At 40.7% G+C, this 26,304-nt stretch carries 31 protein-coding genes; 29 read left to right on the forward strand and 2 right to left on the reverse strand.

From position 1 onward, the window contains the following. Positions 1-6: 6 nt before the first annotated feature. The 5 genes from NP165_RS17700 (at position 7) to rplT (ending at position 4,928) form a co-directional block, all read left to right on the forward strand. Entirely contained in the window at positions 7-1,497 is a 1,491-nt protein-coding gene (locus tag NP165_RS17700; protein WP_257085853.1) for an NAD(P)H-hydrate dehydratase, read from the forward strand. 244 nt (positions 1,498-1,741) lie between these two features. After that, entirely contained in the window at positions 1,742-3,670 is a 1,929-nt protein-coding gene (thrS, locus tag NP165_RS17705) for a threonine--tRNA ligase (protein ID WP_257085854.1), read from the forward strand. 66 nt (positions 3,671-3,736) lie between these two features. After that, positions 3,737-4,225 (forward strand): translation initiation factor IF-3, encoded by a 489-nt coding sequence (infC, locus tag NP165_RS17710; RefSeq protein WP_306439767.1) that lies wholly within the window; start codon positions 3,737-3,739, stop codon positions 4,223-4,225. Between the two features lie 113 nt (positions 4,226-4,338). Next, positions 4,339-4,533: a 50S ribosomal protein L35 gene (gene rpmI / locus NP165_RS17715; protein WP_005377932.1), complete on the forward strand. Its 195-nt coding sequence runs from the start codon at positions 4,339-4,341 to the stop codon at positions 4,531-4,533. 41 nt (positions 4,534-4,574) lie between these two features. Continuing rightward, complete coding sequence (rplT, locus tag NP165_RS17720) at positions 4,575-4,928, forward strand: 50S ribosomal protein L20 (RefSeq protein WP_009602381.1); 354 nt, start codon at positions 4,575-4,577, stop codon at positions 4,926-4,928. A gap of 56 nt (positions 4,929-4,984) precedes the next feature. Here rplT and NP165_RS17725 read toward each other — a convergent pair whose 3' ends face one another. Next, the gene (locus NP165_RS17725; RefSeq protein WP_257085855.1) at positions 4,985-5,947 is read right to left on the reverse strand and encodes an integron integrase; all 963 of its coding nucleotides are present in this window, start codon (positions 5,945-5,947) and stop codon (positions 4,985-4,987) included. Positions 5,948-6,260: 313 nt separating this feature from the next. Between NP165_RS17725 and NP165_RS17730 the strand changes: the two genes are divergently transcribed. The 12 genes from NP165_RS17730 (at position 6,261) to NP165_RS17790 (ending at position 14,729) form a co-directional block, all read left to right on the forward strand. Next, positions 6,261-6,551: a YkgJ family cysteine cluster protein gene (locus NP165_RS17730; RefSeq protein ID WP_079400291.1), complete on the forward strand. Its 291-nt coding sequence runs from the start codon at positions 6,261-6,263 to the stop codon at positions 6,549-6,551. A gap of 183 nt (positions 6,552-6,734) precedes the next feature. Beyond that, positions 6,735-7,202, forward strand: a complete 468-nt coding sequence (locus tag NP165_RS17735) for a hypothetical protein (RefSeq protein WP_140050419.1) — start codon at positions 6,735-6,737, stop codon at positions 7,200-7,202. Between the two features lie 138 nt (positions 7,203-7,340). Then, positions 7,341-7,862, forward strand: coding sequence for a GNAT family N-acetyltransferase (locus NP165_RS17740; RefSeq protein WP_029801225.1), 522 nt, complete (start codon positions 7,341-7,343; stop codon positions 7,860-7,862). Positions 7,863-8,033: 171 nt separating this feature from the next. Beyond that, positions 8,034-8,393 carry a VOC family protein gene (locus NP165_RS17745; RefSeq protein WP_140075534.1) on the forward strand — a complete coding sequence of 120 codons (360 nt, stop codon included), beginning with the start codon at positions 8,034-8,036 and terminating at the stop codon, positions 8,391-8,393. 135 nt (positions 8,394-8,528) lie between these two features. Then, positions 8,529-9,008, forward strand: coding sequence for a GNAT family N-acetyltransferase (locus NP165_RS17750; protein WP_147681924.1), 480 nt, complete (start codon positions 8,529-8,531; stop codon positions 9,006-9,008). Between the two features lie 661 nt (positions 9,009-9,669). After that, entirely contained in the window at positions 9,670-10,005 is a 336-nt protein-coding gene (locus NP165_RS17755) for a hypothetical protein (RefSeq protein WP_216599469.1), read from the forward strand. Between the two features lie 56 nt (positions 10,006-10,061). Next, positions 10,062-10,586, forward strand: coding sequence for a hypothetical protein (locus NP165_RS17760; RefSeq protein WP_257085856.1), 525 nt, complete (start codon positions 10,062-10,064; stop codon positions 10,584-10,586). Positions 10,587-10,765: 179 nt separating this feature from the next. Continuing rightward, positions 10,766-11,065 carry a hypothetical protein gene (locus NP165_RS17765; RefSeq protein ID WP_257085857.1) on the forward strand — a complete coding sequence of 100 codons (300 nt, stop codon included), beginning with the start codon at positions 10,766-10,768 and terminating at the stop codon, positions 11,063-11,065. 155 nt (positions 11,066-11,220) lie between these two features. Continuing rightward, positions 11,221-11,949 (forward strand): hypothetical protein, encoded by a 729-nt coding sequence (locus NP165_RS17770; RefSeq protein ID WP_257085858.1) that lies wholly within the window; start codon positions 11,221-11,223, stop codon positions 11,947-11,949. Between the two features lie 646 nt (positions 11,950-12,595). Next, positions 12,596-13,072, forward strand: a complete 477-nt coding sequence (locus NP165_RS17780) for a GNAT family N-acetyltransferase (RefSeq protein WP_257085859.1) — start codon at positions 12,596-12,598, stop codon at positions 13,070-13,072. Positions 13,073-13,209: 137 nt separating this feature from the next. After that, positions 13,210-13,821, forward strand: coding sequence for a hypothetical protein (locus tag NP165_RS17785; protein ID WP_025572762.1), 612 nt, complete (start codon positions 13,210-13,212; stop codon positions 13,819-13,821). A 134-nt stretch (positions 13,822-13,955) separates the two neighbouring features. After that, entirely contained in the window at positions 13,956-14,729 is a 774-nt protein-coding gene (locus NP165_RS17790; protein ID WP_140375475.1) for a hypothetical protein, read from the forward strand. 193 nt (positions 14,730-14,922) lie between these two features. Here the strand turns inward: NP165_RS17790 and NP165_RS17795 are convergent, their stop codons facing one another. After that, positions 14,923-15,876, reverse strand: coding sequence for an IS1595 family transposase (locus tag NP165_RS17795; protein WP_257085860.1), 954 nt, complete (start codon positions 15,874-15,876; stop codon positions 14,923-14,925). A 485-nt stretch (positions 15,877-16,361) separates the two neighbouring features. Between NP165_RS17795 and NP165_RS17800 the strand changes: the two genes are divergently transcribed. The 12 genes from NP165_RS17800 to NP165_RS17875 all read left to right on the forward strand — a co-directional run bounded on the left by NP165_RS17800 (position 16,362) and on the right by NP165_RS17875 (position 26,287). Next, positions 16,362-16,925 (forward strand): hypothetical protein, encoded by a 564-nt coding sequence (locus NP165_RS17800; protein WP_257085861.1) that lies wholly within the window; start codon positions 16,362-16,364, stop codon positions 16,923-16,925. A gap of 175 nt (positions 16,926-17,100) precedes the next feature. After that, positions 17,101-17,688 (forward strand): hypothetical protein, encoded by a 588-nt coding sequence (locus NP165_RS17805; protein ID WP_077261310.1) that lies wholly within the window; start codon positions 17,101-17,103, stop codon positions 17,686-17,688. A 128-nt stretch (positions 17,689-17,816) separates the two neighbouring features. After that, positions 17,817-18,350 (forward strand): hypothetical protein, encoded by a 534-nt coding sequence (locus tag NP165_RS17810; protein WP_257085862.1) that lies wholly within the window; start codon positions 17,817-17,819, stop codon positions 18,348-18,350. Positions 18,351-18,498: 148 nt separating this feature from the next. Beyond that, positions 18,499-19,056, forward strand: coding sequence for a hypothetical protein (locus NP165_RS17820; RefSeq protein ID WP_257085863.1), 558 nt, complete (start codon positions 18,499-18,501; stop codon positions 19,054-19,056). 163 nt (positions 19,057-19,219) lie between these two features. Then, on the forward strand, positions 19,220-19,990 hold the full coding sequence (locus NP165_RS17825; protein ID WP_257085864.1) for a hypothetical protein: 771 nt from the start codon (positions 19,220-19,222) through the stop codon (positions 19,988-19,990). 136 nt (positions 19,991-20,126) lie between these two features. Further along, a complete protein-coding gene (locus NP165_RS17835) occupies positions 20,127-21,452 on the forward strand; it encodes an ApeA N-terminal domain 1-containing protein (protein ID WP_257085865.1) in 1,326 nt (441 codons plus the stop codon). Between the two features lie 790 nt (positions 21,453-22,242). Continuing rightward, positions 22,243-23,463 (forward strand): hypothetical protein, encoded by a 1,221-nt coding sequence (locus NP165_RS17845; protein ID WP_086610534.1) that lies wholly within the window; start codon positions 22,243-22,245, stop codon positions 23,461-23,463. A gap of 130 nt (positions 23,464-23,593) precedes the next feature. Then, positions 23,594-24,001 (forward strand): OsmC family protein, encoded by a 408-nt coding sequence (locus NP165_RS17850; RefSeq protein WP_257085866.1) that lies wholly within the window; start codon positions 23,594-23,596, stop codon positions 23,999-24,001. Between the two features lie 135 nt (positions 24,002-24,136). Beyond that, positions 24,137-24,565: a hypothetical protein gene (locus tag NP165_RS17855; protein ID WP_257085867.1), complete on the forward strand. Its 429-nt coding sequence runs from the start codon at positions 24,137-24,139 to the stop codon at positions 24,563-24,565. Positions 24,566-24,708: 143 nt separating this feature from the next. Further along, the gene (locus tag NP165_RS17860; RefSeq protein ID WP_257085868.1) at positions 24,709-25,080 is read left to right on the forward strand and encodes a hypothetical protein; all 372 of its coding nucleotides are present in this window, start codon (positions 24,709-24,711) and stop codon (positions 25,078-25,080) included. Between the two features lie 641 nt (positions 25,081-25,721). Beyond that, positions 25,722-26,003, forward strand: a complete 282-nt coding sequence (locus NP165_RS17870; protein ID WP_025527476.1) for a type II toxin-antitoxin system Phd/YefM family antitoxin — start codon at positions 25,722-25,724, stop codon at positions 26,001-26,003. Next, entirely contained in the window at positions 26,000-26,287 is a 288-nt protein-coding gene (locus tag NP165_RS17875; protein ID WP_257085869.1) for a type II toxin-antitoxin system RelE/ParE family toxin, read from the forward strand. The genes NP165_RS17870 and NP165_RS17875 overlap by 4 nt, the downstream gene beginning before the upstream one ends. Positions 26,288-26,304: the final 17 nt, after the last annotated feature.

The raw sequence follows: 26,304 nt of genomic DNA on the forward strand, positions 1-26,304 counted from the left end.
TTCGTTATGACTTTACCCAAGGGATTGTACACCGCAAAGCAGGTAAAAGAGGGCGAAGCTGCAGCCGCAGAAAAATCTGGTTTTTCCCTTTATGAGCTTATGGAACAAGCGGGAGCAGCCACCTATAGCGTACTCAAGTGCAGCTATCCAAATGCACAACATATCTCCGTATTGTGTGGAGCCGGTAACAATGGCGGTGATGGGTTTGTTGTTGCTCGTTTAGCTAAGCAAGATGGGTTGAGCGTTGATCTGATATTGACGGTCGAAGAAGCACGATTGCAAGGTGATGCCAAACGCGCGATGCAGGCATGGAGAGATATGGGGGAAGCAATTCAACCTATATCGAAAATGAGTTCTGCGTTGCAGCGCGCCGACGTTATTGTGGATGGCATACTGGGTACTGGATTATCTGGTCAGGTGCGTGCACACATCAGCCAATTGATTGATGAGATTAATGGCAGTGACAAGCCTGTGGTGGCGATTGATGTCCCCTCCGGCCTCTGTGCTGATACGGGCACCGAGTTAGGCAATAGTATCTGTGCAAACCACACGGTCACATTCATTGCTTTGAAACGAGGGCTAGTTACCGGAAACGCACGCAATTGCGTCGGTAAACTCCATTTCTCAGGTCTAAATGTCGAAGAAGAGTTCTCTTCATTGTTTCCGTCCAATATAGCGTTGCTTTCACTAGATGAGCTTGTCTCAAGCATTCCCCGCAGACGAGCCACCGCGCACAAAGGCAACCACGGCCGATTGCTATGTATAGGCGGAAATCAAGGCTATAGTGGCGCGATTCGATTGTGCTCTTACTCAGCAGCCAGGATAGGCGCTGGATTAGTCAGCTGTTTTTCTCATCCAGCTTCAACAATGGCGATTCAAGTCGCTTGTCCGGAAGTGATGTCAACGCTTTGGCAAGGGGATTTTGATGCCCTTACTTCTAAGTTAGCTACACAAAACGCGGTTGCTTTTGGGCCAGGATTAGGAACGGACGCGTGGGCACAATCCTTGTTTTGCGCTGTGCAAGCGAGTTCTCTTCCAAAGGTGGTTGACGCCGATGGATTGAACCTTTTGGCACAAAAGCCCAATAATGATGCACGTCGAATCATTACCCCTCACCCCGCTGAGGCCGCAAGGCTGCTACATTGTTCGACAGCAGAAGTAGAAGCAGACAGATACCTAGCTGTACAAAAATTGCAGCGTAAATACGGAGGTGTTGTAGTCCTCAAGGGGGCAGGTACTCTGGTATTTGATGGTCAGCACTGCAGTGTGTGTATCTCTGGCAATCCAGGAATGGCAACGGGCGGTATGGGTGACGTGCTGACAGGCATTATCGGTGGATTGCTTGCGCAAGGGTTAAATACGAGCGAAGCAGCGAGACTTGGGGTTCAAATTCATAGCCAGGCTGCTGATGTCATTGCAGCGAGGGAAGGCGTGATCGGATTACTTGCTAGCGACGTTATCCCGGAAGCTCGCCGTTTGCTTAATTTTCCTCACTGATGTCAGTGAGTTTGCCGCTTTTTTCGCGATATTTTAATTCTTGAATTGTGAGTTTGATTGTTATTTTGACTGATTTGGTTACAATGCTTGCCTTGGTGCATTGAGTGGTTCATCTGTATTTGTACCTAAAAGTGCCCCAAGAAACGAAGTAAACGCCTTTTCGTTTTTTAATTGATTGTTTAACAACGAAAAACAAACTTATCAAGTGTTGCTTGGTGTGCAACACCACTGTAAGGATATATAAATGCCAATTATTACTCTTCCTGACGGCAGTCAGCGTCAATTTGACAACCCAGTTTCTACTCTTGAAGTCGCTCAATCTATCGGTCCTGGTCTTGCTAAAGCAACCATCGCTGGTCGTGTAAACGGCAACCGTGTTGATGCATGTGATCTTATTGAAGAAGATGCAAATCTTGAAATCATCACTGTGAAAGATGATGTTGATGGACTGGAAATCGTACGCCACTCATGTGCGCACTTGTTAGGTCACGCGATCAAACAATTGTACCCTGAAGCAAAAATGGCGATCGGTCCAACCATCGACAGCGGTTTTTACTACGATATCGACTTAGAGCAATCTCTTACGCAAGAAGATCTAGAAAAGATTGAAAAGCGCATGCTAGAGCTGGCTAAGACTAAGTACCAAGTTATCAAGAAAAAGGTAAGCTGGCAGGAAGCGCGTGATACGTTTGAGTCACGTGGCGAATCATACAAAATTGAAATCTTGGACGAAAACGTTGCTCGCGATGATCGTCCAGGTCTATACCACCACGAAGAATACATCGACATGTGTCGTGGCCCTCACGTACCGCACATGGGCTTCTGTCAGCACTTCACGCTACTTAATGTAGCTGGTGCTTATTGGCGTGGTAACAGCGATAACAAGATGCTTCAGCGTATCTACGGTACTGCGTTCCACGACAAGAAAGCTCTAAAAGCGCACCTGACGCGTCTTGAAGAAGCAGCGAAGCGTGACCACCGTAAAATCGGTAAGCAGCTGGACCTCTTCCATATGCAGCAAGAAGCACCGGGTATGGTCTTCTGGCACCACAATGGTTGGTCGATTTTCCGTGATCTAGAAGTTTTCGTTCGTGAAAAACTGACTGAATACGACTACCAAGAAGTAAAAGGTCCTCTAATCATGGACCGAGTGCTTTGGGAACGTTCTGGTCACTGGGACAAATACGCAGATGCGATGTTTACAACGGCTTCAGAGAACCGTGATTACGCTCTGAAACCAATGAACTGTCCTGGTCACGTACAGATCTTTAACCAAGGTCTAAAATCGTACCGCGATCTACCGCTACGTATGGCGGAATTTGGTTCTTGTCACCGTAACGAGCCTTCTGGCGCATTACACGGCATTATGCGTGTACGTGGTTTCACTCAGGACGATGCTCACATCTTCTGTACTGAGAGCCAAATCCAAGACGAAGTGACGGGTTGTATCAAGATGGTTTACGATACATACCAGACTTTCGGTTTTGACAATATCGTCGTTAAGCTGTCAACACGCCCAGAAAAACGTGTTGGTTCGGACGAAATTTGGGATCAATCAGAAGAAGCACTTAAGCAATCTCTTGAAGCGATGGATATCCCATACGAGATTCAAGAAGGCGAAGGCGCATTCTACGGTCCTAAGATTGAATTCACGCTATATGACTGTTTAGATCGTGCTTGGCAGTGTGGTACTGTGCAGCTAGACTTTAACCTACCGGGACGTCTAGGTGCATCTTATGTGGATGAGAACAACGAACGTCAAGTTCCTGTAATGATCCACCGTGCGATTTTAGGTTCACTTGAACGTTTCATCGGTATTTTGATCGAAGAGTACTTTGGTTTCTTCCCTACGTGGTTGTCACCAGAGCAGGCTGTTGTCATGAATATTACTGACAAACAGTCTGATTATGCTCAGGAAGTTGCTCGAAAACTGCAAAAAGTTGGAATTAGAGCAAAAGCGGACTTGAGAAATGAGAAGATAGGCTTTAAAATCCGCGAACACACTTTGAAGCGCGTACCGTATATGCTGGTTTGTGGTGACCAAGAAATGGAAGCTGGCGAAATTGCAGTACGTACTCGTAAAGGTAAAGATCTCGGTAAGTTTAAAGTGGATGATTTTATTTCGTACATCCAAGACGAGATCTCTAGCCGTAAGCTCAATCTGGAGGAATAAGCTATTAAAGGCGGAAGACGCGGCCAACAACCGGCCAAACAAAATGCTCATCGTTTAAACGGTGAAATCCGTGGCGTACGTGAAGTTAGACTTACAGGCGCTGACGGTGAATCAGTTGGTGTCGTATCGATCCAAGAAGCGGTTGCTGCAGCTGAAGAAGCTGGTATGGACCTTGTAGAAATCAGTCCAAATGCTGAGCCACCAGTTTGTCGTGTGATGGACTATGGCAAATTCCTCTTTGAAAAGAGCAAAGCTGCAAAAGAGCAGAAGAAAAAGCAAAAACAGATCCAGATTAAGGAAATCAAATTCCGTCCTGGAACTGATATTGGAGACTATCAGGTAAAACTACGCAACCTGACGCGTTTCCTTGAAGAAGGCAACAAAGTGAAGGTAACAATTCGCTTCCGTGGCCGAGAAATGGCACACCAAGACATCGGTGTCGACGTTCTTAAACGCTTGAAAGAAGATACTGCAGAACTAGCTGTAGTTGAATCATTCCCAAGTCGTATTGAAGGTCGCCAGATGATCATGGTTCTTGCCCCTAAAAAGAAGTAATTAGCGGCTTACAAGTAATTAAACCCTGCCGTTAGCCTTTATGGAAAACGGTAGGGTTTCATTCGCCCTGATTACGTTGTTTATTAAACTACTACAATGCGGAGTTGTTCATCATGCCTAAGATGAAAACCAACAAAGGTGCTGCTAAGCGTTTCAAGAAAACTGCTGGTGGTATTAAGTACAAGCACGCTACAAAACGTCACATCCTGACTAAGCGTACTACTAAGAACAAGCGTCAACTACGTCCAAATGCAATCCTTCCTAAATGTGAAGTGGCTGCAGTAATCCGTATGTTGCCATACGCTTAATTCTTTTTAGTTTATCAATCGTTTAGTTTAGGAGAAGCATAATGCCTCGCGTAAAACGTGGTGTACAAGCTCGTGCACGTCATAAGAAAGTTCTAAAACAAGCTAAAGGTTACTACGGTGCACGTTCACGTGTTTACCGCGTAGCTTTCCAAGCAGTTACCAAAGCTGGTCAATACGCTTACCGTGACCGTCGCAACAAGAAACGTCAATTCCGTCAACTATGGATTGCACGTATCAACGCTGCATCTCGTCAAAATGGTCTATCTTACAGCCGTTTCATCAACGGTCTTAAGAAAGCATCTATCGAGATCGACCGTAAGATTCTTGCTGACATCGCAGTATTCGACAAAGCTGCATTTGCAGTTCTAGTTGAGAAAGCGAAAACTGCTCTTTAATTAGCAGTTTAGGTATAAGAAAAGGAGAGCCCAGGCTCTCCTTTTTTATTTCTTGTTTATAGCGTCGACAAAGGACTGATTACACCAGATCCTCCTCTCTCTAATACGTGTGTATATATTTGAGTGGTTTTGACATCGCTATGGCCTAGCTGTTCTTGTACGGTCCTGATATCAGCTCCAGACTCTAATAGATGGGTAGCGAAACTATGCCTTAGCGTGTGACAAGTTACGCTCTTAGTTATCCCTGCATCTTTTGACGAGCGTTTCACGGCTCTTTGTATGGCCGCTTCGTTTATGTGGTGCCTTCGAGTCAGCCCCGACTCAAAATCTTGTGATAAACGCGTTGAGGGGAATAAATAGTGCCAATTAAAGTCCATTTCTGCTCCAGGATATTTCTTTTGTAGTGAAGGCCGTATCCAAACTCCTGCATACCCTGGATAATTTAGATCTTTTTTGTAATATCTAAGTGTTAATGCTTCCTGCTCTTTTAATAATGGAATGGCCTCTTTCGCTAACGTGACTATTCTGTTTTTGCCCCCCTTACCCTGCCAGACTCTCACTGCGTTATAGTGATAATCAATATCTTGGATTCTCAACCTAACACACTCCATTACTCTAAGGCCCGAGCCGTATAGCAACATGATATGGAGCTTGTATCGTGGGTCAATGTGAGTCAAAAAGCGCCTAAGCTCATCACGTGTTAACACTTCTGGTAATTTTCTATCAAGAAGCGATTTTTGGAATTTCATTTCCATTGATAGAGGTGTCCGAAAGTACTCCCTGTAAAGAAAATTTATCGCATTAAGCGCAAGAGCCTGAGTTTTCGCAGCAACCCGATCTTTCACTGCTAAGTGCGTGAGAAACACCTCAACATGAGTTTCATTTAACTTAGAAGGGTGTTGCATGTTGTGGAACGCAATGTATTTAGTGATCCATAGAATATAAGCTTTGATCGTTTTAGTGGCATAATGACGAGCATGCATGTGTTCTTTAACACTGAGTAAGAATTGGCTTTTCATATTGTTCAACTTTTTAACTGTATTTATATACAGTTACGTTTAGTCTTGTAGAATTCAAGAATTAGTGGTCACTTTGTGAGCTAATTTAGAGTGGTAACTCGTTTATATGCATAAGTAATCTATAAGTTTCATGATCTTATGTGATAAGGTGCATTCTGATTTAGTTTTGGATATGTCGAGGGTATGAAAGGGTTATACCGACAGTTTGTAGATTAGAAAGCGTTATGGCTCACAAGGTCCGCAATCTCAGAAATAAAGGCTGTTCACATCAAATTTACGGTATCATGCACAATTGACTAAACTGTAGTTACTTATGCTTATACCAACTAATACACCTTCTTCCTCAAATGTATCTTGCTCAAACTGCCAAGCTTGCTGCTGCCGCCTTGAAGTTATGATTATCTCGGATACTGGAGTGCCAGAAGAGTTCATCGCTCGTGATCAGTATGGTGGTGAAACAATGATGCGATTAAATGATGGTTGGTGTGCCGCTTTAGACAGAGACACTCTAATGTGCACAATTTATGAAAATCGTCCTTGGATATGCCGCGAATTTGAAATGGGTTCTAATGAGTGCTTAGACGAACGTGTTAAGTTCATATAGAACAACAGATTAACCTTTCTGTTCGTTCGTGAGTGGTAAGCCATAACAAAGCGTTTAAGAGGGATTCTCAACGCTTGGCAGTTTTGGTTCAAAGTTTAGTTTTTGTGTTTATGGCACAATGGTTTAAGTTGGGTGGTATCGCGTTGTTCACCCCTTAACGCGGCGTTAGGCATAAGGAACAAGATGGACATTGAAATTATAAAAATTTCGGCCCAGATAATTATATCTGTAGGTGCGGCCTTTCTAGCTGCATATTTAGCTACCTCTCGTTACCGCAAAGAAAAAGTGTGGGAACAAAAAATGTTTGCTTATTCTGAGCTAATAGATTCATTACATCGAATGAAATGGCCCGTTTCTGAGCATCTTACAGCATCACTAGAAGGGCGGGAATTATCCGATGAGGTAAGCGATGAGTTATGGGCTGACTACAGAAAAGCACGAAAAGATGTATACAAAATAGCAGAAAGATCATCTTTTATTGTGTCACATGAAGTCGTCGACGCTATAGCAAACTTAGAAAATGGTCGTAGTGAAGCTCGGACGTCGGTGCATTGGCAAGAGCACTTGGATATCGAGTTGTATGCCATTAATGACTGTCTAAAAGTAGTAAAAAAGATAGGAAATAAAGAATTACGAATAAAAAATGCCTAACAAGCAATTTAAGAGGGATTCACAACGCTCGGCATTTTTGCTTCTACTTCAAACTTAGTGTTTATGGCACAATGTTTTAGGTTGGGTGGAGGCGTTGTTCACCCCTTAATTGGGCGTTAGCCCTTTACAAGGAAAAGTATGAAGATCGTATACGAAATTGATGTAACGAAAGAACAGCATGAAGCTATAGAGTCTTTAAGAAACCAGGCGTTCCCAGATCACCAAGCTAATCGCTCCTACTACAAACAGCTACCTCATATGCGTGCTTTGCAATATGAAAACAACATACTCGTTGGTTATTTAGGGCTAGATTATCGCGCGATAAAAGTCGGTGATGAAGTATATAACGTCTTGGGTATCATTGATTTTTGCGTTGCCGAACAGTGGCGAGGTAAAGGTATTGGTTCACTGATGCTTTCTGAAGTATCATCGTTTGCACAAGGAAAGGCGGTCGATTTCATCATGCTTATCTCAGAGTTGGATGAATTTTACAGAAAACAAGGTTATAGCAAAGTTGAGGGTATCCATTCTTGGCTAAGGCTTCATGAGCACACAAATTATGGTGTTGCGGTAGAGCACATTGATGAACTGTTTATAAAGTCCATAAGTGGTAAGCAATGGGCAAATGGGCATGTCGACTGGCTGGGTTATATGTACTAATTGGTCACAGGGCTAACAAAGCGTTCAAGAGGGATTCTCAACGCTTGGCGGTTTTGGTTCAAAGTTTAACTTTTGTGTTTATGGCACAATGGTTTAGTTAGGGTGGCGGCGTTGTTCACCCCTTAACGCGGCGTTATACGCTTATCAGGTCAATCAACAAGGAGCAAGGAAATGAATCAGCATGAAAAACTTAATTATGTTGAGTTTGGCGCAAAGGATTTAGAGTCGACAAAATCATTCTTCTCTTCAGTTTTCGGTTGGGAGTTTGTCGACTACGGACCTGAATATACAGCTTTTTCAAATCAGGGATTAGACGGTGGTTTCTTCAAAGCTGATTGCTGCAACCAAACTAATACCGGTGGAGCACTTTTAGTATTCTACAGCTCTGACATTGAAGGTACTCTAAAGAAAGTCTCTCAAAGTGGTGGTGAAATCATTCGCCCTATATTCGAATTTCCTGGCGGTTGCCGGTTTCATTTTCTAGAACCAAGTGGTAATGAGTTCGCAGTTTGGTCGGAAGCCCGCGTATAACAAAGCATTTAAGAGGGATTCTCAACGCTTGGCAGTTTTGGTCCAAAATTTAGCTTAAGTGTTTATGCCACAATGCCTTAGGTTAGGTGGTGGCGTTGTTCACCCCTTAATGCGGCGTTAGGCATAGAGTGGAAAATGAAACTACAGCAGATAAATAAGAAACAGCTGAATCAATTGATTACTGGAACAACAGGGAAAGAAATTGAGTTTTGTAATGGTTCTATTCCACCTAATCATGTGCTCAATCGTTCATTGCAACAAGCTCAAAAAGCTGGGGCTGAAATATGGTCACTACCTTATATGATGTTATTTCAAGATAATGTTGTTGGCTTTTGTGGCTTTAAATATGAGCCCAAAGCTGGTGAGGTGGAAATTGGATACAATGTTGCACCTAAGCAACAAGGTCGTGGGTTGGCAAAGTCTGCAGTTAACCAACTTTGCGATTTGGCGTTTGGAACAGGTTTGGTTGAAAACGTAGTTGCTTTGATTTCTTCAATCAATGTAGCTTCACTTAATGTTGTAAAAGCTAACAATTTCGTTTTTACAGGCATTGTCGTTGATGATGACAACGAAGAACTGGAAAAATGGGTGCTAAACAAAGCGTCCAATGCCTAACAAAGCGTTCAAGAGGGACAGTCAACGCGTGGCGAGTTTGGCTCAAGTCTTGGTATTTGTGTTTACGGTGGTAAATTGAAGTTTGGTGGTAGCGCGTTGCTGCCCCTTAACGCGGCGTTATGTTTTCGGAGGAAATGCGTGATTTGGATAAAGCGAGTGGCTTTGATTACTTTTCTTTCGGTTCTGGGGTATTTTCTTTTCCTTCATGCAGGGATGGCTAGTGATGGAGCTATAGAGCTCAAGTGGTATTACAGGTTTGAAATGATAGTTGCGGGAATTATCTGGTGGCCTGCGGTTTTATATTTGAAGCTTAGGGACTTAGCGAATTATCCAACAAGCATTTTAGGGCTAGAATTATGGCCAGTACAATATTTTAGCTATTGTATAGTTTTTAAGATTTACGATGTAATCCTCGGGTATAAGAAAACGACGAATAGGTAATCTATGTAATAAGTGGGTTTAACTATAGTCTTCTGAAAACTCGGTAAAAAATCTGGATATATGCTCAGTTTGAGCCCCAAACATAACAAAGCGTTTAAGAGGGATTTGGCACGCGTGGCATTTTTAGTTTGCGTTGGGTTTGGTGTTTAAGGTGCTTTGCGGAAACTTATGTATTGCGTGCCTGCACCCCTTAACGCGGCGTTATATGCAGGAGGCAAATATGGATTATACTCCGAATAAGATCGCACTATCAGAGCGGGTAGCTTGTGCTCTTTTATCTGTATTTCTAACTGTCTACGGTGGCTACGGTTTATATAAAAACGATCTATACATTCCTGCAAAACGTGGTGGTGTTCATTTTAGCAATGAACCAGCGTGGCTAATGTATGGCGCATTCGTGTGTGGATGTATTGTCATGATCTCTGTGATTGTTGACCACTACGATGAACGGAATAATGAGCGTGGTTATAGGATTTTTCGTAACGTATTTAAATATATAGGTTTTGGGTTAAGTTGCTTTGCAGCACTGTGGAACTTGGAAAATCTAATCGAGTAATGCATATAACAAAGCATTCAAGAGGGATTCACAACGCTTGGCGATTTGGGTTTTAATTGGCTTTAGTGTTTACGGCACAATGGCTTAGGTCGGGTGGTAGCGTTGTTCACCCCTTAATGCGGCGTTATGCTGCTCTGGATATCGGTGAAGAATTGATGTTAGAAATTGAATTATTTGAAAAGATTAAATCTGGTGAAATTACTTCAACGAAAGAGTTTCGAGTCATGCAAATTAGGCGTGGAACGGATGATTGGAAGAAGGATAAAACGTTCTGGGCTATTCTACATTTGCTTGAAGCGGGGTATATAACAGGCGACCGCATTAAAGGGGACGAAAATGGGAACTATGAATCCTTACAAGTTACTTCCAGTGGGTTGGAAGTATATAAATTTATGAAAACCCCTATTAGTGACTTCGGTAAGCCTACATTTTTGGAAATCTGCAAAAATGGCATCATTAGTGCCTTTGCTGGGAAAATTATATGGTGGCTAGTAGCAACGGTTATCATAGTAGCGATACCATCATTTAATGAAAAAGCTCAGGCTATTGTCACAAGTATCTATCAAAACTTATTTGGCTGAAAGCAGCATAACAAAGCGTTTAAGGCAGATTCGCAACGCTCGGCAATTTTGGTTTGAATCAGCTTTAGTGATTACGGCGCAATAAGTTAGGTTTCGTGGTAGCGTTGCTCACTACTTAACGCGGCGTTATACCTAATTCACTGTGAAGAAATTTCTCCATTCTAATTCGAGGAATATAAATGCAAATAGAAAATTTTTTGTTAGCCATTACGACATTTTTCTCAGTGGCTCAGTTAACGTGTGTAATCACTGTTCCAGATTACAATAATAGGCTTAACTTTCATTTTTTTAAGTGCTACATCGTTACAGCACTCATCATGCTTTTAACGTCATTTTTGGTTTTCCATGAAGAAAAAGTAGCGCAAGATGTGTCTGCAAGTAATTTGCTTATGTACTTAGCTTTTCTGTTGTTTGTTCATAAGTTTAATGGCTATTTAGCCGATAAAATCGAATCAACAAAAGATAGTGTGTCACGTTAGCTTAGGTATAACAAAGCGTTTAAGAGGGACTCCCAACGCTCGGCGGTTTTAGTTCAATGCATAGCTTATGTGTTTATGGCACAATCTTTAAGCTTCGGGGTATAGCGTTGTCGCCCCTTAACGCGGCGTTATATGCTCATGCAAAAAAGGAAACTATGAAGTTCAAAATTATTAGCATGTTATTGTTCTGTCTCGGAATCGTGATTGGTGCATGGTTTGGCGTAAATAGTGTTGTTATTGAAACAGAAACTATACCAACAAAGACGTTCTTCGACTTGTTTTCCCTATCATTGAGTTTTGGTGGTTTTGTTTTTGCTGGGCTTTCATTTGCAGTTGCTTACCATGTATTGACTCAATGGAAAGTTCAACACAAAAAGGAACGCTTAACTGAATTACAAACAAATGCTATTGATCGAATGTTAAAAAGCCATACAGCGCTGACTAGCTTTACATTTCACGATGGTTGTAAAGATACCTCTATAGCATTTGCAAACGCTATCACTGAACTTCAAAGTGTGAACATGAGGTACTTTAGTTCAATTAGCTCTGAAAGTATCCAAACTATTGAGCTGATGGCATGTGACATTACTAATGACCAAATGCAATTTTCTAAAGACTATGCTTCCTTTATGGCTCATTTTTATAATGGTTCTCAACGTAAGTGCTTATCTATCGAGGGGCGGACAGTAAAATTTGCTGAATCAACCGAGGGTGTTATACGTAAAGGGTTGCTAGAAAGTTATTCAATTAAATTAGGTTTAGAACTTGAAGTTGTGGACAATCAGTTTGATGTTCAGAAAATGATTACCAAACTATATCTCGCCATTATCGACAATAGTGGCGAGTTTGTAACACAAGCATACTCAATGGAAGAACGCATATAACAAAGCGTTTAAGACGGATTCACAACGCTTGGCATTTTGGGTTTGATTCAACTTTAGTGTTTACGGCACAATGGTTTAGGTCAGGTGGTAGCGTTGCTCACCACTTAACGCGGCGTTAGTTGCCAACGAGAAAATCGCAGCTAAAACAGAGTGTTTAGGTCTAATCGTTCGTGTGCTTTGCTCTATTCTGCACTTCGAACTTCGGTTTCTTGGTTCGCGGAAATTGAGCTTCGATCTTTTCCTAGTTTGGTTTGCCGTTTCAGAAGCCGATTTACTTGTTGAAAGTCAGCTTTGTGGCCTTGTTTCTCCAAAGGTCTTCTTGGTGTTGTCAGTTCGTTTTCTACGGCGTTGCGTGTTCCAAGTGGTTTCAGTGACAGGCGCTTTGAAACTGCGCCTGATTTAAGTCTCTCAAAATACGAAAAATGGGTATTGGCAAAGTGCTCATAAACATCAAATCAGAGCCTTGGGCTTGGCAACTAACAAACTGTTCAAGAGGGATTCACAACGCTTGGCGGTTTGGGTTTGAATTAGCTTTAGTGTTTACGGCACAATGGTTTAATCTGGGTGGTAGCGTTGTTCACCCCTTAACAGGGCGTTATGTGCCACACTTCAGTATAGATCAGTAACCTGATGAGTTAGGGCCATTATGTTGATGTTCATATCTAGAGACCTCGATGTTTTCCAATCAGAATTCGATTTATCTGAGGCTTCAAGTGAATTAGCTCGTGGCTTTGAGAGCTTAGTGTTAGCTGATATCGCACAGTGCGAGATTAATGATGTTGAGTATCTTCGTTGGATAATGGTTGCGGTAGAATGTGGGCGTCCTATTGGTTATTGTTATTTCAGGCATCATATCAAAAAATCAGTCACTTATATTGGTCACATCTATGTTGATAAAGAAGCAAGGGGAAAGGCCATTGCACGTAAGTTATTGAATATGAGCCTTGATTTTAGTTTTAGTCTTTTACCGAACCAAGTTGAGATCCACTTTACTACAAAGGATGTCAACTCAAGTAAGTTAGTTGAGTTGTTTCTTCGTCGTGCGATGAAGCAGAAGCTAATTGATAAATATTTTAATATCAAAGCTACAGCATTTTCATCCTGGCTTGAACTAGGCACATAACAAAGCGTTCAAGAGGGATTCTCAACGCATGGCAGTTTTGGTTCAAAGTTTAGTTTTTGTGTTTATGGCACAATAATTTAGGTTTGGTGGCTTGCGTTGTTCACCCCTTAACGCGGCGTTAGGTTTTTGGAGGAAATTTGGACATTTCATTGTGGGTCAAGATCCCTGCGTTAGTTTCAGCATTCATTCTATTGAGCAAATTCTTACTTGAATTGGCTAGTGGTAAGCACGCTAGATTGAAAGACGATTACCGTTTTTCTAAAGAGTTACTGTCCGATATAGCGGAAGGTAAACTACATCCTTATGCTGTGGAAAAAGGCTACCAAGCGATTGCTGGCACAGAGAATATATCAGTAAAAGAAGTCGAGTATATTTTGACGTTGGAAAACTCAACGAAGTGTTTAAGGGACTATGTACTGTCAAAGCAATACTTAAAAAAGCTTGAGTTGCATGGGGCACTGACTCTTGAGTTTAAAGAAAAGTTTTCTTCGAGTTTTTCGCGGAATTGGCGGAAGTCTTTGTATGCTTCTTTATACTTTATGTTCGCTTTTATCTCTTGCTCCCCTCTATTCATTGACGGGGTTTTGGGGATTAGCAAAGTTCAATCTTTTCTTTTATTTGGCACTACATTGGCAATGTTTGGCTTTCCTGCGTGGTTGAGTTTGAAAGCTTTTGCTCGTATAAAGCGTGGAGAAGAGCTAGTTAAAGGTCAATCAAAGTACACACCCAGCATCATACTACAAACCTAACAAAGCGTTTAAGACGGATTCCCAACGCTTAGCATTTTCGGTTTGCTTTGAATTTAGTGTTTACGGCACAATGGGTTAGGTTTGGTGGTCTGCGTTGCTCACCACTTAACGCGGCGTTAGTTTTCAGGAGGCACATGAAACCTTGGATTAGATTTGAAGATATTGAAATTAGGAGAGAAGGCTATTACGTTAAGTATTCTCCTAAGTTTATAAGCGAAGCTCATGATGATCTGACAGCAGTATTGTATGTTCGCTTGCTTCAAGATTACTCTCTCGAAGAGTGTAAGACTATAGTTGAATCAGAGTTTGAATACTGGGTACAGCGCTTTCCTGTACCACTGCAAGCTTTAGTGAAATTTGAATGCGAAAGTACTACCAATCTTTCTAAAATCGCCGACTGTTCATATATCTGTGGTGTCTCGAACAATGTTTATCGTTGGGGCGGTTTTCAGGGCAACGAACTTGACGAGTGGATGCCTTCGAACGATGAACTGCAGGTAATCTATGGAGAGCTGTCGAGAAAAACGTCAGAAGAAGTAGAGGTAAAACTCAAGCAAGAGCTTGTCGGTAAAAGAATCCTGAAATGGTTTATTCTATTTACAGCCGTGATTATTCCTGCATTAATAGCATTTTTAGGTTGGTCGCATCCCTTCTTCTCTGGTTTAGCATTAGTTTTTGCTTGGTATAAGTGCGCTGATAAATGGCTTTCCTTATCCGGACGCAAGATTAAAACCGAAGCTGAGCTAGAAAAAGAAGAAGATGAGCGTCTAAAAGAGCACCATCATTATCATTGCAAATTGAACCCTAAAGGGTTTGAGCGATTGAAGTTAGAAAATTTCAAAGCCAGTAGCCAGGAGCGTCTTCGTAAAAAACTAGAAAGTATGCACACTGGGGAATTAGAAAACTAACAAAGCATTTAAGAGTGATTCGCAACGCTTGGCGCTTTCGCTTCGCTCAAGTATAGCCAAGCGCTGCTCACACCTTAATGCGGCGTTAGTTGCCAACGAGAAAAACGCAGCTAAAGCAGAATGTTTAGGGCCAATGTTCGTGTGTTTTTGGCAAGGTTTTCGTCTTTCAGTTTCTAGTTATTTGGGTTCCTGATTACCACCGACTTTCAGCTAGTCTAAGCAACCTGTCTGGCATCGGAGGAGCCTCAACAGCCGCTCTGAGCAAAGCACTCACCATTTTCTCTAAGCGGTATCGATGATTAAACCTAAAACAAAATTCGGCCAAGTACCTGGGTAAATGCTTCTTCCTCAGCGCATGATAAGTCCCGTGTAGCGAGTTCTTCACGTTACTGAGCATGGTATCTACCCAATGAAAGTACTTGTCTTGCAACTCCTCTAAATCTTCGGCGGTACTTTTCGTTTCAACCTCATGATAAATATCGGCTTTCACAAGCCCGTCAAAACAGGACAAACCGTCTGATATCGCTAGGGTTTTAGGCGCAACATGCTTACGGGCCCACTTCGTGATTTCCGCTTTCTCTAAGCGCTTCACCACACTCATTCGCATATAAACGGGATGGTAATCTTCATTTAAGGCGACCGCGGCGACCAACGGTGTTTTCTTTGGTGAGCCTCTTCCTCGCTTCTGTCCCTTTGTTCTGCCGCCCCAATACGCATCATCGAGCTGAATAATATAGTCAAGCGGCTGTTTATCATCATTTTCCTTCATGGCTTGCATCAGTTTGTGCTTAAGCCTCCAAGACGCGTTATAAGAAATCCCAAGGTGCCGCGAGAGTTCGAGCGCCGACACGCCGTTTTTGGCTTGAGTGAGTAAGTAAATGGCGAGAAACCAGACCGTTAAAGGAAGCTTTGTATTCGACAGCAGGGTTCCGGAAGTGATAGACGTCTGCTGATGGCAGGAGTGACATTGATAGAGTGCGCGGGATTGGAGTTGGCAATGGTGCGTAGAGTGGCAGTTAGGACAAATATATCCATTTGGCCACCGTATGTTAAACAGCCGCTGATAACATTGTTCTTCCGTACCATACAGGCGCATAAATTCATGTACTGAGAGACCTTTTTGAAATTGAATGAGATTCTTTGCCATGCTCAATCCTCCATCCAGATACTCTAATTATAGACGCTCCACGTAACTGAAAGTTAGTGGTAATCAGGTTTGGGTTTGTGAAAATCATGCTTTGGTTTCTTGTTCGGTTTGGGTTTTCTGTTTCAGAAGCCGCTTTATTAGTTGAAAGTCAGCTCTGAGGCATTGTCTTTCCAAAAGGTTTATTTGTTGTTCAAAGTCTGTTTTCTACGGCGTTGTAAATTCCAAGTGGTTTCAGTGACAGGCACTTTGAAACTGCGCCTGATTTGAGTTTTTCAAAACATGTAAAGTCAGTGTTGGCAAAGCGGTATTTAATTTCAAATCAAAGCTTTAGGCTTGACAACTAACAAAGCATTCAAGAGGGATTCACAACGCTTGGCAGTTTTGGTTTGAATTGGCTTTAGTGTTTACGGCACAATGGTTTAGGTTGGGTGGTTTGCGTTGTTCACCCCTTAATGCGGCGTTATGCTACAGGAGTAGATTGTAAGTTGTTAAAATTAATAAGTAAAATTTTTAGTAAGAAGGCTTCGGATAAGAAAACTAGGAAGCCTTCTTTACAGGCTATTCAGCCTAAAAGTCTCGATAATTTGTTTGAGAAACACTTTAATGAATCTTCATATTTTAAAGAGGGTACGTTCGATACTGTAATCAAACACTTGAGACATGAAATTGACCTAAATAAGTCAGGTGAAAAACTTACTGCTGAAGAAAAGAAATCGTTAGGGCTGAATAGCCGTTTATCAATCACTTCAGATTTGGTCGCAGTCTTGTCCGAAAGTGGGCTTAATCTACTTAACCCGAAAGAAGCTCTTAAACAAGTTTATTACCGTGCGACATTTGAGGCTAATCGTATAGAAAACTTCAATAAAATGCTTTCAGCTGGTATAGAACAAGCAACTTACACTTCGTGTGGCGATGAAAGAGATTGTGAATGGTGTAAGGCAAACAATGGGGTTAAATTTAAAGTTTCTGAAGCATTAAATACAGAAATAAACCAAGGTTGTACTTGTGATTGGAATCGAGGCTTTTTTAAGGCGGAGATCAACTTCTAAAAGTAGCATAACAAAGCATTTAAGAGTGATTCGCCACGCTTGGCATTTTTGGTTTGGGTTAAGTTCAGTGTTTACGGTGGTCTAGTTAAGTTTCGTGGTCGCGCGGCTCACACCTTAATGCGGCGTTAGGCTTTCGTCCAAATTACGAATTTATTCAAACTATTACGGGTAAAATATGAATACAACTATCACGCAAGACGATTGGAAAGACTACTTATTTAAATTATATTTTGGAAAGCAAGAGCCACTAGTTGCTTGTGTAGAGCGTGCATATAGAGATTTTAATCGAACGTTACATGACTTTGCAAAATTAGAGAATAAAGAAGAAGTAAAGGAGTCAGCAACAAACCTTATAGTTGCAAGTTTTAAATCCATAAAAACATCCAAGATTAGTTGTCAATCTGAATTCACCGAATGGCACAAAAGTCTTTGTTACCAGTTAAAAGAAGTATATGAAAAAGGAAACTATCGCGACTTTCATATTGGTCAAGCTCAGAAATGGATTAACATGACTTTCAAGTATATTTATACTCATGGAAATACGTATTTGAGTGGTTATGATTTCCTTTATAAGTTTTGCCATGTTCCAATTGACAACATTCTTCTAAAAGAGTTAAAGCCATACTCGCCTCCAAAATTAGAGACGGCATGGAGTCGTATTAATAGCTATAGTACTTATATGGAGTTTCAGGATTGGTTCTCGAAATTTGACAAGTTACCATTGGATGTTGAATTTAAAGTATGGCGTGGCGAAAAAATTTAACTCGATTTATAAAAGCCTAACAATGTGCTGAAAGCGGACAAAAAGAGCTTGGCTTGTGCTCGTTCCTAGCAAAGTATAGCCAAGCATTTGGTGCCGTTTAGCACGGCGTTAGGCATAAGAGGACTTTAATGGAACTTACAAATACTCTAACAATTGCTCAATTAGCATTTGGTGTAAATGCAGTGATTGGATTTATGCTCACGCGCTATTTTAATGAAATAAGTAGTTTTACTGAAACAGGTTCGCGATTTATTGGTGAGCACAAAGTACACGAAGCATATTTTGATGTTGAGGATGATGACTTAATTAAAGCTTTAGATCGTGTGTTACCTGAGTTTAAAATAATATCAAGAATATATCTGATAGTTATGTTTTACTCGTTTCTGTGTGTCATTGTTAGTTTCAGTGCATTGATTTTAGCTTCATTATACCCAGCACTTGATGTTAGTAGTTTTGTCTTTGTTCTTATTTCGTTTATTTTAGTTCTTCTAAATCCTTGTCTATATTACGTAGTTGATCGTAGATTTGTCATTGAATACGAACATGCCAGAATGTTGATGGAAGATATTAATCAATACGCTGAAGACTCTGAGGAATTGAAACCATTCAAATCGTTGATATTCTACGAAAGTTACAAAAGAAAATATAATCACAAGTGGTGATAGAAAATGCCTAACAAACTGTTTAAGAGTGATTCGCAACGCGTGGCATTTTTACTATGCGTTGCGTTTAGTGTTTAAGGTGGCATGCGGAAGCGTCGGTATTGCGTTGCTCACACCTTAACAGGGCGTTAGCTTAATGGAGGAAGTTTTGACTAAAGTAGTTGTAGGGATCTTGTCCCTAATGGTAACTACAGCATATGTAATCGGTTTTTTATATGATGCTGCTTTTCTAGAAAAACTAGGATTTGCTCACTATGAAATGATTGGCGACTCTTTGGAATACCTGTCTATCGGTGGCATGTATCTGTTTTTCAATTTCTCTTCAGGTCTCGCATTTTTTATGCTTGTTGGTGCGTTAATTGGTTGTGGCTATATGCCTCTGAAAAGGTTTATAACGGCTAAAGCTAATTGGGTTGGTTCCTACTTAGACTTGCAAAGTTTGCCTTACATTCTAATTGGCTTACTTCCTGTCTTATTTGTTGCTTTCGTACCTGTGGTAAATGATGCGAACGAACTAGCAGATCAACATTTAAAATCTGAGGCAAATACGCAAGTCTGTAAGCTATCTGATCAACAGTGTCTCAATGGTATTGTTGTAAAGTATAGGGATGGAAAGTTGTTTTTTTTATCTAAGGACAAGTCTACTTATAATCGAGTCATTGTAATACCTGAAAAAAACATCACTATTGTTCAGCAATTAAGCTAACAAACAATTTAAGAGGGATTCCCAACGCTTGGCATTTTTGCTTTTACTTCAATTTTAGTGGTTACGGTACAATGCTTCAGGTTGGGTGGTAGCGTTGCTCACCCCTTAATTGGGCGTTATGCGTTTTAGCGTTTGTATTTAATTTGGGTAAATAGAGGATTTAGTGGTAGTAGTAACAATAATTTTGGCTCTGTGTTTAGTTATTTCACTTGCTTATATCTATAAGGAAAAGCACTCTACAAATGTTGTAGGGGAAAGCGAAGTGGACACTCGCATAGCGAAACAGGAAAAGCTTGCAAGATTCTTCTTGAAAAGCCACATTACTTTGGGGCTAAAAGAATACAAAGATTACTCTCAGGTCTTAGAACAGAAGTTTCGAGAAGATCGCGAGGGGCGACGTGCAGACTTCGATGAGGAATGTAAACAGTACTCTGAAGTTGAAAGAGCTGAAATCGAAGAGTTCTACGCAAAAGACTTTATGGAAGTCTCTGACATGAAACTAAGCTTGTATCGTAGTTCTACATTGGTTTCACTATATACTTTTCTTGAAAGTAGCCTCCACAAAATGTGTTTGTATACTCAACGAAAGAATGGATTCGCTGTGGAAGTATCGGAGCTCCGTGGTGAAGGTATTGTTAGAGCGAAGACTTACCTCGAAATACATGGAATCATAAATAGTGATAGCTTAAACGGAGTATGGTCCAATTTAAGTAGCTTCAACAAAGTAAGGAATTGCTTAGTACATTGTAATGGTTATGTAGACTCATATAAAAATAAAAAACAAATCATCAGCATTGTAAATGGTTCTACTTACTTAAGTTGGGATGATAAAGGTAAGTTAGTTATTGATAAAGCGTACTTGGAATTTATCACTGGTGAAGTTGAAAAATATTTACTAGAAGTTCATAGGCAAATTTTCAAAAAAAACGCATAACAATCTGTTTAAGAGTGATTCGCAACGCTTGGCATTTTTGCTATGCGTTGCGTTTGGTGTTTAAGGTGGTATGCGGCGGCATCGGTATTGCGTTGCTCACACCTTAACAGGGCGTTAGCTGCCAAAGGAGGTCAATTTGGCTCAGGAAGTATTCAACTGTTTTGAAAGTTATGAGTTTTTTGGAGAGTTCTTTGAGTCTGAAAACTCAAATGCTGGTAGGTTTGCGGCTAAAATTAAATATTCCCCTCAAAATGGGCTCCAGCTTGAGTACTCTATTTCGGATAGTGAGGCTCCATCAAGCTGTGAGCGATTGTTTGGCATTTTGAGTAATGGTAAAAAATGTACATTAGTTGGATCTTTTGATTTTGATAGTGGTACTCACCATATGGGAAGTGTTCACGTTAAATCTGGTTTACATGGTTTTTTCTACCTAATCATCGGTGACTTTGTTACCGAAGAACAATTGGTTAAAAATACACATTTTACGTTTAATGGAATGCAAGAATTTATTCACCCTCAAGGGTGGTTAACACAATTAAAATATCAAGATAGCCCAATTGCTGAAGTATCTAGTGATGACTGGGATATCGAAGTTACAAATGTTGCAACTTACTCTATGGTGGGTGACCGCCTTAAGAATCTTATTGACTCTAGAGATAAAGATGCAAAAGAAAAGCTAGATCATGCCATTGATTCAATTCAAGAAACACACCCTAAGGCGTATTTCAATTTACGTAAATCACTCAAGTACTATATTCGCTATGCGACTAAAGAGTTGGAAGGTGCAGGGGATATAATCAACCAAATAACTAAAATTGCATCATTGTTTTCAATTCTGATGTCTTGCCCAGTGTTTCCAGAAGAGATAAAATTAACACTGAATAATAAAGATAAAGTCGTTAGTGTTCTGAATAGCATGGTTCTAGAGTCGCGCACGGTTAAATTGGCGCAAAAAGAAGTTAATCACAACTTTTTGCCTCTGAACTGGAAGCAACTTGATATGAGTACTGTGTTATCAAATTGGTTTAAAGTCTACGACGACTTTCGTGTGTTATCAGTAGCTCACCAATACGAAACCGGTTATCGCACGCTTCATTATGCCCACAGTGATATTATTTTGTACTCTACGCAATTAGAAGCAATTAACCTCGATCTTGGCGGTCCATCCGCAACAAAATATGTTGGTCCGATAGAGACTTATGCTTCTCCTGAGCTTGCTTTCCAATTAAGGAAAGTCTTTGAAAAAGTTAATGAGTGCGACCTTGGTAAGGCTATATCTACTATTCGTAATGAACTTGCTCATGTTGGGCGCCCCAAGGTTATGATGAATAAGCTTAGTATTGATGATTATGTCGATATTGGTCATATGTTAAGGCTGGTAGTCATCTCACATCTCTTGGAAAAACTAGGTATCGACCGAGAGCGTATTCACCAATACCAACGTCGACTGAGTTTGGAATAGGCAGCTAACAAACTGTTTAAGAGTGATTCGCAACGCGTGGCATTTTCACTATGCGTTGCGTTTAGTGTTTAAGGTAGTATGCGGCAGCATCGGTATTGCGTTGCTCACACCTTAACAGGGCGTTATGTTTACTTGTATTTCAGTGGCTTAAAGCTTCTTCGGTCTATGTTCTTTGCCCCTTTGGCAGTTGGTCCGAGTTGTCTCAGCAAATCTGCATTGTCGGCTCAATTTCGTGAATTTCTCAGCCCGTAAAACATGCCAATATTCGTGGGTTGCTTCATTTGCAGGTCGTGTCGGTTGGGTTCTTGTTTAGCCGGCTTAAAGTCGCTTTGAGGTTTTTTGCCAAGTAGTTTATCGGCTTGGCAGTTGCCTCGGCAATTTAGCATTGTTCTACGCTTTGGTTGGAAAGAGAGGGCGCTTGTTGGACGTTTATCGGGTTGCCTCATTGGGCAGGGAAGTGGCCTTATGCGCTTAAGGTTTGGCGCATCTGGAGGCCAAGTCGGCTCATACCGTGTGGTTTGCTTCAGAAAACCAGTCAGAAATAGCAGTTCTTTCTCAAGTAAATCATGTGTTTGTGGTAAAACATAACAAACAATTTAAGAGGGATTCCCAACGCTTGGCACTTTTGCTTCTACTTCAATTTTAGTGGTTACGGTACAATGCTTTAGGTTGGGTGGTAGCGTTGCTCACCCCTTAATTGGGCGTTAGCAGAGCACGATAGCCAACATTGTTGAAATTGAAAAAATTATTATATAATCTGACTATTAAAATATATTATCGAGAAATATAAATGACAAAGGTTTCAGAAGTATTTGATGGAATATATAGTGATAATATACTTAACACTATTTTTCTTAGTAAAGTTGGTGCAATGGCAATCAACATGCCTGATATTGAAAGTGTAAGTAATGAATTAACTGAAGCATTAAAAAAGTCACCTTATATTTATGATCTAGAATTGAGTGAAAGACAATCATTAGTCATGTGCGGCTATTCATCTGATTCTGGTGTTGTATTGCATGATGTGAAAACAAAGAAAGTAAAAGTAAAAATTCCTAAGTCAAAACAAAAGCTATTTAAATTTCCTGTTCCAAAACATGAATTTGATGAGTTCGATACCTTGATTAAAGGAACGTTATTCTTGAGCTATGCAAAAATAGGAAAACCTTCACTTTCTTATATGGCGAGTGAATTTAGAAATATATTTTCCGAATCCTTGGACAGTAGTCCTTTAACAAATGTTTCTATTGGGCCGTCCCCCATACATCCTGATTTTTATTTTGTTTTCTCATCGAACTCTTCTGGGGAAAAAAGTCAGGTTATTCATAAGACTAAAGAAGAAGTAGTCATCGAAATTATAAACGAAGACTCGAATAAGTATGAAACGCATATTGAAGGCTTTTTTGATACTATTAGTCACACAATGTTTAGATTTTATAATGGAATTATAGTAAGACAGAAGACAGCTTCACTTGAAGAGCAAGTTAAAGACAAATTTGATGAGTTAATCTCTGCTCATGAGTTATCGTATGATAAAAGTTCATTGTTTTTAGCTTTGTCTCAGCATGGTAAAAAAATGCAGAAATCGACCTGTCAATTGTACTCTGCATTGGCAAAGTTTCAATCTGAACAAGTGACGTTAGCTTCCCAAACAAATGAGGTTCTAGAGCTAGTTAAAAAGGATGAGTACCTTGTATGTATAGAGCAATATTTCAAAAAAAAACTGTCATTTCGTGACAATATTCCACACTCTCTGATTGATACGGTTTCCGCTTTAAATGGTTCCTATCATGCTGTTGGAGGAGTTCGTGTTGCTTCAGTTGCAAGTATATTTGGAGCCGTTAGTGGAGCAGTAATTGCAGTACTGCTGCCATTAATATTAAAAACTACAGATGCCCAAAATAGGATAATTGAAAATAAAATAAGCATTGAAAAGAGCGTTGAGGAGAGTAAAGAAAACTCCGTGACCGAAACCGAGTCTGCTAACAAACAATTTAAGAGTGATTCCTAACGCTTGGGACTTTTGGTGCTAATTTGAGAGCCGTGTTTACGGCGGTCTGGGTGAGTCTCGTGGTAGCGTTACTCACACCTTAATTGGGCGTTAAGTGCAATCAGAGAGTCACATCAAAAAGTAGGGAAGTATGAGCATTAATATAAAATGGGATGGTGATTGTCGTTTTAAAGTGTCAACCGAAGATGGCTTTGTGTTTAATGTTGACGCTACAAGTGATACAGCCCCTTGTCCAACGGAAGTTCTATTGTCGGCTTTAGGTTCATGTAGTGCTACGGATGTCGTCTTGTTACTACAAGATCAAGGTTTTGAAGTTAAAGGCCTAGAAAATAAGGTCAGTTTCGCCCTAACGGAATCAGAACCTCGTTTATATAAATCAGCAAACTTACACTTTACAGTAAATGGCAGTGGTTTTAAGGAGTCTGACATTTTGCGAGCAGCTCAAGAGGCGGTGGAAAAGCATTGTCATGTTTGTCTTATGTTGAGCCCTACGATCGATATCACTTGCTCAGCTGAAGTGGGTGAAAATTGCACTTAACAAAGCGTTTAAGAGGGATTCACAACGCTTGGCATTTTTAGTTTGAATCGGTTTAAGTGATTACGGCACAATGGTTTAGGTTAGGTGGTTGGCGTTGTTCACCCCTTAACGCGGCGTTAGGTTTCAAGGAGTATTATGCCAAAGCCAGAAACAGAAGAAGAGAATAGAGCACGTCGGTTGAAAGAACTGGAAGGTAAGAACATCAACCATTATTCTGTTATTTTAAGTGCTTACTTGAATAGTGGTAGTGAGATAAACAAAGCTATACTGGCTATATCTTCAGCCGCCCTAGGGCTTTTGATTGCCGCCTATCAAGATGTGAATAACATTACTTGCTACAGCAAGTTAATTTTTACTATTGCCGTAGTTACTTTTTGTTTGGCGATTATATCGACACTCTTTATTTTCAATTTAAATCAAAAGTATTTTGAAGCTGTGATACGCGAAAAGTTAGAGGATAAGGTTTTAAAGGATTTAAAGTCCTATCGATATTTTAACTATACGATGTTTGGTGTCGGTGTGTTTTTTGCTGCTTTATTGGCAATTGCTGGCGTCTGGATTTAAACCTAACAAAGCATTCAAGAGGGATTCACAACGCTTGGCAGTTTTGGTTTAAACTGGCTTTAGTGTTTACGGCACAATGCTTTAGTTCGGGTGGTCTGCGTTGTTCACCCCTTAATGCGGCGTTATGTTTATAGGAGATTATTATGGCAGTTAAAATTTACGACAATGTAATCAAAAATTGTGGAACGGCTATTAGTGTTCCCAAGGATGCAGATGCTGAAATTGGTGCAAACAAAATTAGTGATTGCGTAAAAGCTATTGAACTTAGAGACCCACCTAGTTTTTTAGAAAGTTTAGGTCTGAGTGATGATGCGCCAGTTGAAAAAATAGTATCTGTCTTAGAGTTTATTAAATCAGATGAGCCAAAACGTGATCAAATAGAATCAAAATTAACTAGTGTTGGCTTACTGGACTACATCTCGGGTGCAGCGAATATTTCCACTGTAGTATCTGGATTTTATCAATTGGTAAATTCACCTCTACTTCAACAAGCTTTGAATATGTTGCCCAAATAAACATAACAAACAGTTCAAGAGGGATTCAGCACGCGTGGCATTTTTGGTATGCGTTTGATTTTGGTGTTGCAGTGCTATGCAGAGGCTTAGGCATTGCGTGCTTCACCCCTTAACTGGGCGTTAGGCAGAACATTATGATTTCAACATGTGAGTGGTTTTCTGTGAATTTGGGCGATGCGCTTATATCACAATCGATATTAAGTGAATATCAATGTCATCTGACCAAAGTTTATGAACAAGCCGGTAGCCCAGAGTACTTGGTTGCAGTATTTAGGCACGAATCCCGAGACCTCCATTGCCACATAAAGCTGTTTCTTACTTCGGAATTTCAGCAATTAGCAATGTTAGATGGTGCAGTAAGATGTGCTAAACCAAGCTTTGACAATACTAGCTATTTGGCTGGTAATCCAAACTATATGGCAAACAAGTAGTTATGCCTAACAAGGCGTTCAAGAGGGACAGTCAACGCGTGGCGAGTCTGGCTCAAATCTTGGTATTTGTGTTTATGGTGGTAAATTGAAGTTTGGTGGTAGCGCGTTGCTGCCCCTTAACGCGGCGTTATAACGCAGTATCAACTTCTTGCTCATAACGGTTAGTTGAACTATTATTTGTACGTTATTTTGTACTAGTTGGAGTTCAATATGAGTCGTATTCATTTCGATCAAGATATTCAGCCGTTGTCTGAGTTTCGCGCAGGTGTAGCTTCTTACATCAAACAAATCAATGAGACTCGTCGTCCATTGGTAATTACGCAACGTGGTAAAGGTGTTGCTGTCGTTCTTGATGTTGCGGAGTACGAAGCAATGCAAGAGAAAATCGAATTATTGGAAGAAATGCGCACAGCGGAAGCTCAATTAGCTTCAGGTCTTGGCGTTTCCAATGAAGATGCGCGTGCCCAAGTTTTGGGACGCATTAAGAAATGAAAGTAGTTTGGTCTCCACTAGCACTTCAAAAGTTAGGCGACGCAGCCGAGTTCATTTCTTTGGATAATTCGTCGGCAGCGGAAAAGTGGGTAAACGAAGTTTTCGATAAAACGGAGTTACTTGGAAGCATGCCTGAAATGGGGCGCTTTGTTCCTGAATTGCCCCATACTAACTACCGTGAAATCATCTTCGGTCACTATCGTATAATCTATAGTCTAAGCCATGAAATCCGAGTTTTAACGGTTCGTAATTGTCGTCAAATATTGTCGGAAGATGATGTGTAAAACTGCGTTATAACAAG

Origin of the sequence: Vibrio japonicus, assembly GCF_024582835.1 — a bacterium.
GTDB lineage: Bacteria > Pseudomonadota > Gammaproteobacteria > Enterobacterales > Vibrionaceae > Vibrio > Vibrio japonicus.

What these genes read in the sequence shown, in the direction of transcription:
- NP165_RS17755 (WP_216599469.1), top strand. Translation starts at nt 9,670, where the DNA reads ATGGATTATACTCCGAATAAGATCGCACTATCAGAGCGGGTAGCTTGT.
- NP165_RS17845 (WP_086610534.1), top strand. Translation starts at nt 22,243, where the DNA reads ATGACAAAGGTTTCAGAAGTATTTGATGGAATATATAGTGATAATATA.
- NP165_RS17790 (WP_140375475.1), top strand. Translation starts at nt 13,956, where the DNA reads ATGAAACCTTGGATTAGATTTGAAGATATTGAAATTAGGAGAGAAGGC.
- NP165_RS17750 (WP_147681924.1), top strand. Translation starts at nt 8,529, where the DNA reads ATGAAACTACAGCAGATAAATAAGAAACAGCTGAATCAATTGATTACT.
- rplT (WP_009602381.1), top strand. Translation starts at nt 4,575, where the DNA reads ATGCCTCGCGTAAAACGTGGTGTACAAGCTCGTGCACGTCATAAGAAA.
- NP165_RS17860 (WP_257085868.1), top strand. Translation starts at nt 24,709, where the DNA reads ATGGCAGTTAAAATTTACGACAATGTAATCAAAAATTGTGGAACGGCT.
- NP165_RS17745 (WP_140075534.1), top strand. Translation starts at nt 8,034, where the DNA reads ATGAATCAGCATGAAAAACTTAATTATGTTGAGTTTGGCGCAAAGGAT.
- NP165_RS17770 (WP_257085858.1), top strand. Translation starts at nt 11,221, where the DNA reads ATGAAGTTCAAAATTATTAGCATGTTATTGTTCTGTCTCGGAATCGTG.
- NP165_RS17740 (WP_029801225.1), top strand. Translation starts at nt 7,341, where the DNA reads ATGAAGATCGTATACGAAATTGATGTAACGAAAGAACAGCATGAAGCT.
- NP165_RS17795 (WP_257085860.1), bottom strand. Translation starts at nt 15,876, where the DNA reads ATGGCAAAGAATCTCATTCAATTTCAAAAAGGTCTCTCAGTACATGAA.
- NP165_RS17810 (WP_257085862.1), top strand. Translation starts at nt 17,817, where the DNA reads ATGGAACTTACAAATACTCTAACAATTGCTCAATTAGCATTTGGTGTA.
- NP165_RS17725 (WP_257085855.1), bottom strand. Translation starts at nt 5,947, where the DNA reads ATGAAAAGCCAATTCTTACTCAGTGTTAAAGAACACATGCATGCTCGT.
- NP165_RS17735 (WP_140050419.1), top strand. Translation starts at nt 6,735, where the DNA reads ATGGACATTGAAATTATAAAAATTTCGGCCCAGATAATTATATCTGTA.
- NP165_RS17730 (WP_079400291.1), top strand. Translation starts at nt 6,261, where the DNA reads ATGCTTATACCAACTAATACACCTTCTTCCTCAAATGTATCTTGCTCA.
- NP165_RS17700 (WP_257085853.1), top strand. Translation starts at nt 7, where the DNA reads ATGACTTTACCCAAGGGATTGTACACCGCAAAGCAGGTAAAAGAGGGC.
- rpmI (WP_005377932.1), top strand. Translation starts at nt 4,339, where the DNA reads ATGCCTAAGATGAAAACCAACAAAGGTGCTGCTAAGCGTTTCAAGAAA.
- NP165_RS17870 (WP_025527476.1), top strand. Translation starts at nt 25,722, where the DNA reads ATGAGTCGTATTCATTTCGATCAAGATATTCAGCCGTTGTCTGAGTTT.
- thrS (WP_257085854.1), top strand. Translation starts at nt 1,742, where the DNA reads ATGCCAATTATTACTCTTCCTGACGGCAGTCAGCGTCAATTTGACAAC.
- NP165_RS17780 (WP_257085859.1), top strand. Translation starts at nt 12,596, where the DNA reads ATGTTGATGTTCATATCTAGAGACCTCGATGTTTTCCAATCAGAATTC.
- NP165_RS17850 (WP_257085866.1), top strand. Translation starts at nt 23,594, where the DNA reads ATGAGCATTAATATAAAATGGGATGGTGATTGTCGTTTTAAAGTGTCA.
- NP165_RS17765 (WP_257085857.1), top strand. Translation starts at nt 10,766, where the DNA reads ATGCAAATAGAAAATTTTTTGTTAGCCATTACGACATTTTTCTCAGTG.
- NP165_RS17875 (WP_257085869.1), top strand. Translation starts at nt 26,000, where the DNA reads ATGAAAGTAGTTTGGTCTCCACTAGCACTTCAAAAGTTAGGCGACGCA.
- NP165_RS17805 (WP_077261310.1), top strand. Translation starts at nt 17,101, where the DNA reads ATGAATACAACTATCACGCAAGACGATTGGAAAGACTACTTATTTAAA.
- NP165_RS17855 (WP_257085867.1), top strand. Translation starts at nt 24,137, where the DNA reads ATGCCAAAGCCAGAAACAGAAGAAGAGAATAGAGCACGTCGGTTGAAA.